Below are 14,084 nucleotides of genomic sequence, written 5' to 3' on the forward strand. Positions count from 1 at the left end.
TCATTATTATCTCCGATGATTCACTTTTACTTCCTCAATCCGCGTATGTGCCAGTTGGGGGTGCGGAATGTGGGTTTAAAATCAGTATATGAACTTCAAGAGCCAAAGTTAATGACCGAGCAAATTCTGCCGCAAGTTCTAGAGCAAATTTTGAGTGACACCAAAACACCGGATGCTGTTTTTTCGGCTTTGGTGCCGGCTTTAGGCGAGGTGTTAAATTGCGATCGGGTCTTTCTCTACCTCCGCAATCCTGAAACGCAAAGGGGCAGAGTACCTTACTGCTGGCGTCGCAACTCTAATTTTCCAGAGATTGGGGACGCGGAATGGAAAAAAGAACCAGAATCTTTAGGGGAAGAAGACCCTTTGTTTGCAGCAGCTTTGCGAACTGAACCGTCGATTTTTGTTGAGGATGTTGAAACAGCAAATCCTGAAGTAGTCAACAAAAATTTTGAGGCAAAAGAGTTCGGACATCGAGCTTTGATTCACGCTCACCTTTGTGCTGACGGCTTATTGTGGGGGGTTTTGCAGCCTTGTATGTTCGATCGCCCCAGAGTTTGGACTGACTTCGATCGCCAAGTTATCGCAGCAGTTACAGAAAAAATTTCGCCTTTAGCTGTCGCTTATGTCACCGCCTCAGCATCAAAAGATGAGCGATAAAAATCAATAATTTACCTGTAGGGAGGGGGTGGGCAATGAATGAATGAATGAATGAATGAATGCTTTCCGGCAGACGACAGACCGTTTCCGGTTCCCCCCTTTTTAAGTTAGGGGGGATCGAGCCGCTAATTTTCACAGAAAATTCGGGTACAAAATTTGAGCTGATTGTTCTCACCAATGGTGAGGTGTGCATCGCCCTACAGATAGAGCTTGGTGCACAATTCCTGTTTAAAAAACGCCCCAATTTTGAATGCCCCGACTGCTGAAAACCCCTTGAACCCGACTAATATCATCCTCAGCGCCATCTACTACTACCAAATAATCGCCGGCCCGCAGGCGATCCGTGTAAATTCTAGCTGTTTCTTCGGGAATTCCCAAGTCAGTCAAGGCCTTGACCACTCCACCGAAAGCCGCCGCCGAGACGCCAGTGCTTGCTACGCTAGCCACCAGTGAGGCGCCCAAAGTCCCCGCTGCAATCATCGGCCCGATTCCGGGAATAGCTAAACTTCCCAGACCCACTAGCACGGTGGCTAAAGCACTATTTGTCAGAGTGTCTGCTACCACTCCTGCTCCTGTGTCTAGATTTTTATCACCCACTTGAGCGATCGTTTGAGTATCCCCTACAGACTCGCCTGCCTCCCTAGCAACAACCGAAACTTTATCCATTGGAAACCCCGAAGATTTCAATTCTGTTAGAGCTTGCTCGGCATCTTCGCGGTTAGAAAACAATCCCAACGCGCGGGTTTGACTGCTTGTTACCATATCTTTCTTCTTATCCCCTGTAAAATTAAACTCAAATTCAAGCCTAATTATTGAGCTTGTTTTCAATCACTTATATTGATATTTTTCGGTGTTTATCTTCAGCATTCATCTATCTGTAGATATAACCTGAAAAACAGCAACAAAATTTATAAAATCAGCGCCCCAAATCGTGCATCGCATTAATCTCGATCGCACATCTTTGAGTCAGCGCTTGCAACTCCTCGCGATCCGACGAACCGGGCGCTTCAATTAGCTTGCCAATTCGCACCGTCAGCGGCACCGGACGCGGCACTGCCGAACCTTTGGACGAAATGGCGTGAGTTCCCCACAAGCTAACAGGTAACAGCGGCGCTTTTGCCTTAGCAGCTATCAGCGCAGCACCTAATTTCGGTTCAGTAATTCTGCCATCCGGCGTGCGAGTTCCCTGCAAAAATACACCCGTCGCCCAGCCATTTTCCAAAGAGTTGATCGCCGAGCGAATTGCACTGCGATCGGCACTTTCCCGCTTGACTGGGTAAGCACCGTAAAGCGTAATTGCCTGCTTCAAAATAGGAACTTTAAATAACTCTTCCTTCGCCATAAATGCGACGGGCCGCCTCATGCAATTCGACAAAATCGGCGGGTCAAAATCGCTGGCGTGATTGCTGACTACCACCACCGGCCCTTCTGTCGGAACATTTTCTGCACCGTAGATGCGGCCCCGAAAGTACAGGTGCAGCATCGGGCTGACAATTGACCATTTGAATAAATAGTAGAGAAGTAAACTTTCGACTGGTTCGCGACTTTTGCTCACAGAAAAACCTTAAATTTTAAATTACATCGAATATTAGCCTATCAGTTCAGCAATCAAAAAAGAAGCACTACACGGATTTTGACACGGATACACGGATAGGCCCAGCGATCGGACTGTTTAGCTAATTGGCTAAGTTGACTATCATCAGTGTATCCGTGTTTATGCGTGTCGTGCTGTTAGATGATTCGGCGGTTGAAACCGCTTTGCAAGCTTCTGTAGCGCCCGAATTTATTCTGGCGAATTCTTTGCAAAGGCTCAATTTCCGGCCAGCATAGCTTTTTGTCCTTCCGAAGAAGTCGCGTAGCCCAAGAAATCCTTAACTGCTTGACTAGGAGGATTTTTGTAAGCGTAGTACAACTGCCGCTTGTAAGGATAGTTACCCGCATCCGGCGTCGCACCGTTAACGGGAACAACACGCACCGTTCTCTGATTGGCTACTTGAGCGAAAGTCGCATAGCCAATACCGTTGTTGCCTAAAGCTTGCAGCAGAGGAGTTGTAGCATCTCGATCGAGCGTGGTAATATTTGCCGTCGTACCAAACTCGCCACCTCGGAGCACTTGTTCTTTAAACGTTTGGTGAGTGCCACTAACTGCCGGTCTGTTAATTACTTTAATCGGGCCTGCCGGGCCGCCGACTTTCGACCAGTCTTGAGCATTTCCCTTGAAGATATCTTGAACTTGAGCGGAAGTTAAACCTCCTTTGAAGGGGTTGTTAATGCCAACTACAAGGGCGATCGTATCTAGGGCAACAGGCACCGCTGCCAAACCCTGACCTTGTTCTTGAGCCGTCAAAGGTCGCGATACCGCTGCAATATCGGCTGTTCCCGCCGCCAAATCCTGAATTCCTTTTTCAGAACCGTTCGCTTTGGTATCGACTCTCGTGCCGGAAAATTTGCCTTGAAAGCCGTTCTTGAGGTTCTGATTGATTGTCACCATGCTGGTGGAACCGTCAATTCTCACCGCCGTACCCGCAGGAACAGAAGCTGGAAGCGCAAAGGAACTAGCTGCAACAGGCGAAGCGCCGCCAACTACGGGTGCGACGGGAAGTGGGACGCCATCGCCTGCAGGTGTGGGAGTGGGGGGATTGTTACTAACATCTTGCGATGCTGGTTTGTTGAGAAAAAAGAACCAACCGCCAGCGGCGAGCAACAGAAATAACAGAATAAAAACTATGGGGGGAGGCCCACTCTTAGCCATAAACTCTCCTTAGTTTGGAAGTTCTTTGTTGTTGGAGTCGTCTAACATTTGTAGCCTGCGATTAACTTCATCGTCTAAGGTCATATTTTCTAATTCTGCCTGAATTTTTTCTTGGGGGTTTTCAGATATTTCTGCTAAAGCTTGCTGTTTGAGGTGGCGGCCGTGGACGGCGTTTTTGGCTTGCTCAAATTGCGATCGAGCTGAATCGATACTGAGGTCGTTGTTGACTTTGGATATGGCTCTGAGGGCTTCGTTAATCTCAGCCATATCTTTCATATTTTGCATATCGGTTTTGTAAGCTTCCAGCTTCATCCGTTCTCGATTTAGCTTGTCTTTGGAAGAGTTCACGAACTGTTCGGCTTGTTTTACTTGGGCTTCTAACTGCGGCAGAATTTGTTCTGTCTGAATTACTTTCGACATTGCCAAGCGGGCTGCTTCTTCGTTGCCGTTGCGCTGGGCTGTGATGGCTTGGCGCTCTACGGTTTGCATTTCCCTAACTTTTTCTTCATATTTAGTTTTGGCGCGCTGGTAGGCTGCAACTTGGGTGGAGACTGCGACTGCTAGCTTTTGCACTGATTCTTGCATCGATCGCAGTGACTCTTCGGCTACCGCCACCGACACCTGGCCGCCGGATTCCACGGGCAGTCCCCACATCCAGTTCCAGGCACCTACTATGGTTCTGCCTGCCTTGTCGCCCATCAACCAGTAAAGGACTTTTTTCATATAAGTACCAGATAAGCTTGGTTTTTATGCCTAGTGTATATCAGGATTTGTCGATCGCCCCGTCAATCGATTTTAGATTTTAGATTTTAGATTTTAGATTAAAGAATTGAAGCATTGACTTGCGCGAGATAAATTCGGGGGCTCCTTTATCGGATACAGGTTTTTTATTTCTGGACGGATGAATCACGTGGCGGGTATCCTGGATGCTTTCGGTCAGGTCGATCGATTTCTCGATTTTTGATTAATATTGTCTAAATGTCTGGATCGTCTATCCCCAATTTGCACAACAGGCAATATTCGGATTTGCCTGTTGTGCAAATTGTTTTTCGGCAATCTTCAGGCCTGTTAACTCTCAATTTTATAACCTGCCGTTTAATAACAGGCTAAAAATAGATTAAGCGGGCAATTCGGCAAAACTGCTCACATTTACCAGCGCTAAATCGGGACAAGTGCGTTTGATCAAACCTGTGAGAACTTTGCCGGGGCCAATTTCCACTACGCGATCGATTCCTTGTTGCGGCAATTGCAGGGAAATTTCTCGCCACCGCACGCCTTTGGTCATCTGCTGAGTCAACCGCTGCTTTAAAGTGGCTGCGCTGGTAGTGGCTGAGGGTTCTGCGTTCGAGAGCACCAGCATTTTAGCATCGGAAAACCTTGCAGACTTTAAGGCTAGTTGAAACTCGGCCGCCACCCCGGCCATCAGGGGAGAGTGAAACGCACCGGAAACATTCAATTTAACGGCGCGTTTGACTTTGATTTTGGCAAGCAAATCTTCTACTGCTGCGGGCGTTCCAGAAATCACGACTTGTGCTTCGCTGTTGTCGTTTGCCAGCACCACATCTCGGCTGTATTGAATTTGCAGTTCTAGTTCCTGCCTGTCGAACCCGATCAAAGCCACCATTTGGCCGCCGGAGGCAGTATCCATGAGTTCGGCGCGGCGTTTGACTAAGCGCAATCCGGTTTCAAAGTCAAAGACGCCTGCTGCGTAGAGGGCAACGTATTCTCCTAAACTGTGACCGGCAACTACCGCTGGTCGATCGCTTTTTTCTCGCACTAAGTCGGCCAAAATACTTTCTACTACGAACAAGCAAGGCTGAGTGTAGAGAGTCCGAGATAGTTTTGCTTCTTCTTTTTGGCAAACTTCCGGGACAGACCAGCCTAAAATTTCTTTAGCGAGCTCAAATTTGGCTTTGGCTGTTGGCAAGTTTAATAAGTCTGCACCCATCCCGATCGCCTGGGAACCTTGTCCGGGAAATACCCATGCTGTTTTAGTCATTTTTCCGGTAATCTGCTAATTGGTGGTTGCTAATTGGTGATTGCAAAAATTCTTTCTTTCCCGCTTCTAACTTCGCTCGCTGGTATCCGCTATCTTTCGGTTAACGAACTATCTACTCGCGACTCACAATTATAACATATAATTGCGATTTTTACCAGGTTTATATTTTTTTTGCTACTTTAATTTAATTAATAGCCGTAACAAAATTTTTAACCTTCAAGCCGGGGAAAGTCGATCAAAGAATAGAGGATTTTCAATCTCAGGGCGGGCTTGTCAAGAACTCCTGTCCCGAGGGAGTACGGCTGCGCCCCTTGCCCTATGTATGGCTTGTTAAAGGATTTGTATTATGCAACGGTCGCACTCCCCACAATCATTAGCCAAAGTTTAAAGCCGCCAAACATTATACCAGTTCCCAAAAAGAATGAAACTGCTTTACCAGCTCCAAACCCATAGTTCCTCAGTAATTCCCAATCTAAAATCTAAAATCTAAAATCGAAAATGGTATTACCTTCCCCATTTAAAAATCGCAGCCCCCCAAGTCAAACCTGCACCGAAACCAGCAGCAGCAATAGTATCGCCCGCTTTAACTTTACCCAGACGCACGGCTTCGTCTAAGGCAAGGGGAATTGAAGCCGCGGAGGTATTGCCGTAATTTGCCAAATTGCTGATTACTTTTTCGGGGGGAATCTTTAGCCTTTGGGCAACTGCATCGAGAATCCGCTGATTGGCTTGGTGCAACAACAGCCAGTCAATTTCAGCAGCGCTGACATTTGCCCGAAACATAGCTTTTTCTATGACTTCCGGCACTTTTCTCACGGCAAAGCGATAGATTTCTTGACCATTCATTGTGATGGGTTCAAATCCACCAACTGCGACGCTGACGCCCTCAATTAATTCTTTTGACTCGGCTTTGTAAGCCAAATTGAGAGACGAATTTTGTGTGCCGTCGCTGCGAATTTCAAATCCCAAAAAGGAATCGACTTCTGAAGCTTGTAATACCACCGCACCTGCACCGTCTCCAAATAGAATGCAAGTACCCCGATCCGACCAATTTACCCAGCGAGATAAAATATCTGCTCCGATCAGCAAAACATTTTGATAAACCCCTGTCCGAATGAACTGCGAGGCTGTAACTAAACCAAAAACAAAGCCGGAACAAGCTGCTGTCAAATCAAAAGCCACAGCTTTTGTCGCGCCCAACTGATATTGAATTTTACTGGCAGTGCCAAACAAATCGTCAGGACTCGAAGTCGCCAAAATAATTAAATCGATATCTGTAGGCGAAATTTCTGCCATGGCGATCGCCTTTTGAGATGCCTCTGTGGCTAAATCGCACAAAGAAGTGCGATCGTCCGCCAGCCTGCGGGAGCGAATACCCGTCCGCGCGCCAATCCACTCGTCATTCGTTTCTACTATCTGACTCAAACCGTTATTATCCAGCGAAACCTGCGGTGTACAAGAACCGCTACCCGTGACGGCAATGCCGAACCCTGATTGCTGCAACATTCCTCTCCATTTACTCGCTGTTCCATCTAGAAATTAAAAATTAAAAACTACCAATTAAAATTATTTTTTAAACTGCTGAAATTACTCTTTTTTAAGCAAAACAGTTGGTTTAAGCTGACATTTTTAATTTTACATTTTTAATTTTTAATTCCTACTTACTGCCTCTAATTCACAGCTTCTTGTTCCAGAGCGCTTTGGTTATTGGACGATCGAATTCGCTCCAGCACTTGGTTGTCAATAGCCTCCTTCGCCAAACGAATGGCATTAAAAATCGAGCCAGCTTGAGACGAACCGTGGCTGATAATGCAAACTCCAGCAACGCCCAATAGCAAACCGCCGCCGTGTTCAACGTGGTCTACCCGCTGCTTAAATCCTTGCAAGCTTTTTTGCAGCAGAGGATCGTTAATTTGATGTTGGAGTCCTTTGACTAATTCTTCCTTCAGCACTTGCACGACGACTTCGCCCACCGCTTCGGCAAACTTCAACAACACGTTGCCGACAAACCCGTCGCAGACAATCACGTCGAATTTCCCCGACAGCACGTCGCGGCCTTCGGCATTGCCCACAAAAGGAATGTTCGGGTTGTCCACCAATAACTGGTGAGTTCGCACTGCGGCGTCGTTGCCTTTAGAAGGTTCTTCGCCAATGTTGAGCAGGCCGATTTTAGGTTCGGCGACGCCGAGAACGCACTGGCTGTAAATAGTTCCCATAAGAGCGAACTGCTCCAAAAATTTGGGGCGGCAGTCCACATTAGCGCCAACATCGAGAATGAGTACAGAGCGGCCCGGTACCATTGTCGGCAAAACCGCACCGATCGCAGGGCGATCGATTCCGGGGAGCCGGCCCAACCTGAGCAGGGCAGCAGCCATTGCCGCGCCGGAGTGACCGGCGGACACCACAGCATCAGCTTGCTGCTGCTTTACCAAGTTCATCGCTACGTTAATCGAAGCGTTGGGCTTGCGTTTGAGGGCACTCAAAGGTTCTTCGTGCATTTCCACCGTTCCTTCTGAAGGAACGATTTCTAGCTGACCTGTACAGACGCGGCCGATCGCGTCTTGTTGCCGGAGCGAGTCTTCTATTTGCTGTGGGTCGCCCACAAGCAAAATCTCTACGCCTAATTCTTCTTGTGCCTTAAGCGCTCCAGCTACAACTTCGGCGGGGGCATGATCCCCACCCATAGCGTCTATTGCAATTCTTGCGCGTGTCGATCCCATTGACCAATGTTTGAGAAACACTAAAAATTCTACCAGGAATTGAACCTCCCCACGTCTAAAGCCGGGGGATTCTTGCCCACCAATCAAGGCGACAACGGGACATTCAAGTATCCCTCTACTCACTCAAACAGCTTAAAACTGAGATTGCGTATACTTTCTGAGTCCTTCGTATGTTTAAGTTTGAACGCTCCATACCCTGCCATTATTTGCCCTTTAACTATTCCAAATCTAGTTGGATCTGTCCGTTGCTGGGATTGCTCCATACTAGGGTACTTCAATGCGCTCTTATGTTATTCCTACTCACTTTTCGCTTGTGCTGATTATACACGGCGGTTGAAACCGCTACCGACTTATCCCCATGTCGGTAGCCCGGGGCTTGCGTCTCGTCTTTCGGTCAGGATCTTGAATCCACAAGTCTGAATAAAAAACTAAAATCCGCTCGCAAGGGCGATCGGACAATTCTTATTTCCGACTACTCTGATAGAACTTGTTTTGTCACTACTTTACTATTTTTGACTGCAAATTGAAAAAATCAATGAAATAGTTTACATGACCGCAAGCACTTTAGTCCGGAAACCCCGGATTCATCCGTGGAGCGAAAAAAAAGCTCCCCATCCTCATCACTTGCCCCCGGATTTATCAGTGGGAGCGCTTTCTTCAATCTGAAATCTAAAATCTAAAATCTAAAATCGATTGACTTTAGGAGTAAAAAATGCTGGATTTATTTAGCTCAGGGATGATGTCTCTGTGGCTGGACATGGCTGGGGTAGGCAGTGCCGCGCCTAATGCTGCGTCCGTGCTGGCTTGGCGGGGAGGGATACCCGGGTTAGTGGTGGCCGAAGATTTGGCTTTTGGGGGAATAGATGGGGCAAATCCAGACTTGCCCGCAGAAGCGACGGTGCGGGAATATTTAAAAGAGTTGAAAGACAAAAACCTGATTGATGGAAATCAGGGAATTTGGGTGCAAGCGGGAATGGTGCCGCTGGTAAGTCAGCAAGGCAAGACGCTGATGCCTGGGGCTTCGCTGACTAAGATTGCGACTTCTCTGGCGTCGCTGGAAACTTGGGGCCCGGATTATCAGTTTGAAACGCGGTTCCGAGCAACGGGGCCGATTAGGAATGGTGTATTGCAGGGAGATTTGGTGGTCAGCGGCGGGGGCGATCCGCTGTTTGTGTGGGAGGAGGCGATCGCCGTTGGCAATGCTCTCAATCAAATGGGTATCAATCGTGTGGCGGGCAATTTGGTGGTGACTGGCAATTTTCGCATGAATTACCAGTCCGATCCTTTGGTGGCGGGGGAGATACTGCGGCAAGCTCTTGAGGGTAGCAATTGGCCTGCGGACGTGGTGGCAATGTATTCTAAGATGGCTCCCGGAACTAGAAAGCCTCAAGTAACGGTGGCCGGCAGCGTCATTGCTGAGAAATTTGTGACTTCGGGGCGTTTGCTGCTGAAGCGCCGATCGCTCCCTTTAGCCGAAATTCTCAAGCAGATGAACGTCCACAGCGACAATGAAATGGCTCAGATGCTGACCGACGATTTGGGCGGGGCAAAAATAGTGCAGCAGCAAGCGACTTGGGCCGCGGGGGTGCCGGAGGAGGAACTTCAATTAGTTAACGGTTCGGGATTGGGAGTGGAAAATCAGATGTCTCCGAGGGCGGCTTGTGGGATGATGCAGGCGATCGCCCGCAACCTTCAGACTACTGGGCTGACGATTGCTGACTTGTTTCCGGTGTCCGGGCGCGATAAAGGAACTTTGGAATACCGACACATTCCGCGATCGGCTGTGGTGAAAACTGGTACTTTGGACACGGTGATTGCTTTGGCGGGAGCCATACCCACGCGCGATCGGGGTTTAGTTTGGTTTGCAATTATTAATCGCGGCACCGATTGGGACTCTTTGAGAGCGCAGCAAGATATATTTTTGCAAAAATTGGTGCAGCAGTGGGGAACTGCATCGATTTTACCAGTAGCAATTACGCCACACATTGACGGCGCCAGACCTGCCTTGGGGGCTGCAAATCGTAGCGATATTTTGGTCGGAGGTTAAGAAATAGGGGTTGAGTTGGGGTTCGAGGAAGGAGCACTGACAAAATAGCTTAGAATTGGAACAAGACTATTGTGCAAGAAGATGATCAAACTGCGATTGAAGAGATACGGGAAAAAACGCGAGACAAGCTACCGGATTGTAGCGATGAACAGTTCTACTCGCCGCGACGGCCGTCCCCTAGAAGAGCTCGGCTATTACAACCCCAGAAATAACGAAACCAGGCTGGATGTTCCAGCGATTGTCAAGCGCCTGCAAGACGGCGCTCAGCCAACTGACACCGTGCGTGACATCCTGAGAAAAGCCCATGTATTTGAACAAGTCGGAGCCGGAGCTAACGTTGAATCCAGCACAGCAACAGTCAGCTAGTCCCAACTATGCTGGACTGGTTAAGTTTTTAATTGGGCCTTTTTTAGAGACGCCCGGCTCTTTGCGGGTTGATTGCGAACTGCACCCGCGCCAATCGCGGGTCTGGGTTAGGCTGGCTTTTGAAGATCCCGACAAAGGCCGGGTTTACGGTAGGGGCGGACGCAATATTCAGGCGATTAGAACTACGCTCGAAGCGGTGGCGCAGACGGCTGGTCAGTCCCTCTACTTAGATATATACGATGGCGAAGCGGGCGATCGTGGATCTGGCCCGCCCAGGGGCGATCGCGATCGCCCGGATCGCGACCGCCCAGATCGTGGCTCGCGGGAGCCGCGAGGCGACTTCCGACCCCGGACGCCACCTCCGTCGCCGAGTCCCTTGGCTAGCAGAACTCCGAGAGAACAACCTCGCCGTACTAACACACCTACGTTTAGAACGAGCAGAAATACTCCCGGTTATTAACTAACTGCAGAAACCAGAAAGAATTTTAGATTTTAGATTGCCTGTTGTAGAGTTTGTATTACAAGCCCCGTTTGGTTTGAAATTGCCGGTTTTGCGATCGGAAACAAATGTAAAATTTAAAATTTCAAATGTCAGCGGCATCAGGTTCATCTAAAATCTAAAATTTCAAATCTAAAATCTAAAATTGCCTGACTTAATAGAAGGGAGATTTGATTTGTGCCTCAAGCACCAAACTCATTTGGGAGCTAAATCTAAAAGACGCCTTAGATACTAGGTAAAACCTAGTAACGGGCGTCTTTTTGTTCGCAAATAGTGACGGGTTGAACGTTTAGTTGTTAACTTTTAATGGCTTATTTGGAGGAGATTATGTTGGCATGAATGAAAAACTAACAATAGAGTTACCGAGCACTCAAAGTGCAATGTCGCTGGCCGGTAATCAAGAAGAAAACCTGAAAATGATCTCTAAGCAAACCGGTGCTACCCTGGTAATGCGAGGGCAAGAACTGCTGATTTCTGGCACAAAAAGTCAAGTAGAATTGTGTCATAAATTAGTGCGATCGCTCTCCGACTATTGGAAATCCGGCAAAAATATTACCGGAGTTGAAATCCAGACGGCGCGCCAAGCTTTGGATAGCAACCGCCAAGGCGATTTACAAGACTTGCAGCGAGACGTTCTCGCCAGAACCCGCCGCGGCGAAGAAATTAGAGCCAAAACCTTCAAGCAGCGGCAATACGTCCAAGCAGTACGCACGCACGACCTGACATTTTGCATTGGCCCCGCTGGTACTGGCAAAACATTTCTAGCTGCTATTTTCGCCGTGCAAGCGCTGTTGAGCAAGCAGTACGAACGGCTGATTTTAACCAGGCCAGCGGTGGAAGCTGGCGAAAAATTAGGGTTTTTGCCGGGAGATTTGCAGCAAAAAGTCGATCCATATTTGCGCCCGCTTTACGACGCCCTGCAAGAAATGATCGACCCTGAAAAAATGGCCGATTTAATGGAAAGAGGCTTGATCGAAGTAGCTCCTCTAGCTTATATGCGGGGGCGCACTCTCAGCAATGCTTTCGTAATTTTGGACGAAGCTCAAAATACGACGCCGGCTCAGATGAAAATGGTGTTGACTCGTCTGGGCTTTCGATCGAGAATGGTAGTGACGGGGGATATCACTCAAACAGATTTGCCGCCAAACCAACAGTCGGGATTGTCAGTTGCCCAAAACATTCTACGCAACGTTGAGGGCATTGCTTTCTGCGAATTCTCTCAGGCGGATGTGGTGCGACATCCTCTAGTGCAGCGGATTGTCGCTGCTTACGAACTGCACGAAACATAGTCATTAGTCAGTAGTCAGTAGTCAGTAGTCAGTAGTCATTGGTTGATTGTTAGTTGTTGTTGGTTCTAATGCTCAAAGTCCAATACCCTATACCCAATTTCCAAATTAAATTATGCCTAACCTGAAAGAATTCTTGGAAGCTTGCGAACAATTGGGAACGCTGCGTTTAATCGTGACTAGCAGCGCGGCTGTGCTGGAAGTGCGCGGTTCAATTCACAAGCTGTTTTATGCGGAGTTGCCGAAGGGTAAATATGCCAATATGCACGCCGAAATATTTGAGTTTCACCTAAATATGGACAAAATCAAACAGGTGAAGTTTGAAACGGGCGAAGCTAAAAGAGGCAATTTCACTACTTATGCAATCCGTTTTCTGGACGAACAAAATGAGGCTGCTTTGAGCGCGTTTTTGCAGTGGGGAAAGCCGGGGGAATACGAACCAGGACAGGTGGAAAATTGGCACGACTTGAAGGAAAAATACGGGGAGGTTTGGGAACCGGCACCTGTTGAGGCTCTTTAAAAGATAGGTTTTTCCACCTTTAAATTGCATATTGGGGGCGGGCAGGATGCCCAACCCCTACTCCCCACAAGCAGAACATTTATTTTTGTGCAACAGGCATCTTGCCTGTTTATGAAAATGGTATAAAATATGATGTTTAACTGATTTGTTGTCTGATTTTTGAATTAATGAACCGCAGAGGGCGCAGAGAACGCAGAGAAGAGAAAGAGAGACAGAAAATTAGTTGTTTGAATGTAATTGGGTATGAAGGGAATTTGGGGTTTTTGTCTGGTTTTGCTGGTGTTGCTGTGGGGTGGCGGTGCGAGGGCAGGGGTTTTGGGCGATCGCATATCAAGTTTTCCCAATTGGGAAAGCAAGCCTCCTATCGCTGTAGCTAAGGGAGATTTGGTATATCCCGACTGGATGGCGGGGAATTGGAATGTTGCTAGCACTTTGGTGGATTTAGCCGCTCCTTTAGCGCCAAATATTGTCACGCCAGGGTTTGAAAGCAACCGCCAGTATTTGCAGCAGCCGATATTATTTAAAGTGCGATTTCAACCTGAAAAAAATCTTGGGTTAATTTCTAATTATACATTTAAAAATGCTCAAAAGATTGTAGCCGATCGCACTTTTAACGGTTTGAATATTGCCAAGGCTTATTTAGGCTATCGTGGCGTACTTTCGGTGAAAGTCGATCCGACCAATCCCAACCGCCAAATTACTGTTTTGAAAGGGGAACGCCAATTAATTTCAATTGTTACCAGTCGGGGAACTGAGACGCCGAATCCTCGCGAGTTTGTGTCTACAGAGATTTCTCAGCAGATTTTTCGGGGAGAGTCTGATATTTATTTAAATGAGGTGGAGACAACAACGGCTTATCGAGTTGTTGGATGCGGGAAAAATGGCGATTCTGCGAGTAAAAGAATTGAGGCAGATCAGGTGACAGCGATTTATTTGTCGCCGCAAGACCCGGATTATTTTGCTGCGGGCGGGCATCCTGTGGCTTTGTACCGATATCGGTTGGAGTTGGTGCGGGCATAATTAAGTTGTCATCTCGATCTACCTAGCAACGATCGGCTTTTTTCGCCCCTGTCTCTCCTCTCATCAGCTTTCCTAATCACACTCATCAGTTTAACTGTCGTCAAACCCCTTTACAAACGTTAACAACACCGTTAATAATATAAACATCATCCGAACATTGACAACCAAATACAGCAATCATAAAACCATGACAACAACCTTACAGCAGCGCGAAAGCG

General features: G+C 47.7%; 14 protein-coding genes. 7 read left to right on the forward strand and 7 right to left on the reverse strand.

From position 1 onward, the window contains the following. A partial coding sequence (locus QUB10_RS32105; RefSeq protein ID WP_333207173.1) for a GAF domain-containing protein occupies positions 1 to 657 on the forward strand: 657 nt, incomplete at its 5' end. 228 nt (positions 658 to 885) lie between these two features. Here QUB10_RS32105 and QUB10_RS32110 read toward each other — a convergent pair. From QUB10_RS32110 to plsX, 7 genes are all read right to left on the reverse strand, one after another. Then, complete coding sequence (locus QUB10_RS32110) at positions 886 to 1,419, reverse strand: hypothetical protein (protein ID WP_333207174.1); 534 nt, start codon at positions 1,417 to 1,419, stop codon at positions 886 to 888. A gap of 154 nt (positions 1,420 to 1,573) precedes the next feature. Continuing rightward, on the reverse strand, positions 1,574 to 2,212 hold the full coding sequence (locus QUB10_RS32115; protein WP_333039474.1) for a lysophospholipid acyltransferase family protein: 639 nt from the start codon (positions 2,210 to 2,212) through the stop codon (positions 1,574 to 1,576). A 255-nt stretch (positions 2,213 to 2,467) separates the two neighbouring features. Beyond that, on the reverse strand, positions 2,468 to 3,409 hold the full coding sequence (locus QUB10_RS32120; RefSeq protein WP_333207175.1) for a phosphate ABC transporter substrate-binding protein: 942 nt from the start codon (positions 3,407 to 3,409) through the stop codon (positions 2,468 to 2,470). A gap of 9 nt (positions 3,410 to 3,418) precedes the next feature. Further along, complete coding sequence (locus QUB10_RS32125) at positions 3,419 to 4,132, reverse strand: PspA/IM30 family protein (protein WP_333207176.1); 714 nt, start codon at positions 4,130 to 4,132, stop codon at positions 3,419 to 3,421. 394 nt (positions 4,133 to 4,526) lie between these two features. After that, positions 4,527 to 5,408 carry an ACP S-malonyltransferase gene (gene fabD, locus QUB10_RS32130; protein WP_333207177.1) on the reverse strand — a complete coding sequence of 294 codons (882 nt, stop codon included), beginning with the start codon at positions 5,406 to 5,408 and terminating at the stop codon, positions 4,527 to 4,529. A 504-nt stretch (positions 5,409 to 5,912) separates the two neighbouring features. Further along, complete coding sequence (locus QUB10_RS32135) at positions 5,913 to 6,914, reverse strand: beta-ketoacyl-ACP synthase III (protein WP_333207178.1); 1,002 nt, start codon at positions 6,912 to 6,914, stop codon at positions 5,913 to 5,915. 164 nt (positions 6,915 to 7,078) lie between these two features. Beyond that, on the reverse strand, positions 7,079 to 8,128 hold the full coding sequence (gene plsX, locus QUB10_RS32140; protein WP_333207179.1) for a phosphate acyltransferase PlsX: 1,050 nt from the start codon (positions 8,126 to 8,128) through the stop codon (positions 7,079 to 7,081). A gap of 712 nt (positions 8,129 to 8,840) precedes the next feature. Between plsX and QUB10_RS32145 the strand changes: the two genes are divergently transcribed. The 6 genes from QUB10_RS32145 to QUB10_RS32170 all read left to right on the forward strand — a co-directional run bounded on the left by QUB10_RS32145 (position 8,841) and on the right by QUB10_RS32170 (position 13,866). Then, a complete protein-coding gene (locus QUB10_RS32145) occupies positions 8,841 to 10,175 on the forward strand; it encodes a D-alanyl-D-alanine carboxypeptidase (protein ID WP_333207180.1) in 1,335 nt (444 codons plus the stop codon). A gap of 81 nt (positions 10,176 to 10,256) precedes the next feature. Continuing rightward, on the forward strand, positions 10,257 to 10,541 hold the full coding sequence (rpsP, locus tag QUB10_RS32150) for a 30S ribosomal protein S16 (RefSeq protein WP_333085027.1): 285 nt from the start codon (positions 10,257 to 10,259) through the stop codon (positions 10,539 to 10,541). Then, positions 10,513 to 11,001 (forward strand): KH domain-containing protein, encoded by a 489-nt coding sequence (locus QUB10_RS32155; protein ID WP_333085049.1) that lies wholly within the window; start codon positions 10,513 to 10,515, stop codon positions 10,999 to 11,001. Before rpsP ends, QUB10_RS32155 begins: the two co-directional genes overlap by 29 nt. A 374-nt stretch (positions 11,002 to 11,375) precedes the next feature. Further along, positions 11,376 to 12,329: a PhoH family protein gene (locus QUB10_RS32160; RefSeq protein WP_333057402.1), complete on the forward strand. Its 954-nt coding sequence runs from the start codon at positions 11,376 to 11,378 to the stop codon at positions 12,327 to 12,329. A 112-nt stretch (positions 12,330 to 12,441) separates the two neighbouring features. Then, on the forward strand, positions 12,442 to 12,846 hold the full coding sequence (locus tag QUB10_RS32165; RefSeq protein WP_333157197.1) for a ChuX/HutX family heme-like substrate-binding protein: 405 nt from the start codon (positions 12,442 to 12,444) through the stop codon (positions 12,844 to 12,846). A 243-nt stretch (positions 12,847 to 13,089) separates the two neighbouring features. Then, on the forward strand, positions 13,090 to 13,866 hold the full coding sequence (locus tag QUB10_RS32170) for a DUF6816 family protein (RefSeq protein WP_333207181.1): 777 nt from the start codon (positions 13,090 to 13,092) through the stop codon (positions 13,864 to 13,866). Positions 13,867 to 14,084 lie beyond the last annotated feature (218 nt).

This window comes from Microcoleus sp. B5-D4 (genome assembly GCF_036705145.1).
Classification (GTDB): domain Bacteria; phylum Cyanobacteriota; class Cyanobacteriia; order Cyanobacteriales; family Microcoleaceae; genus Microcoleus.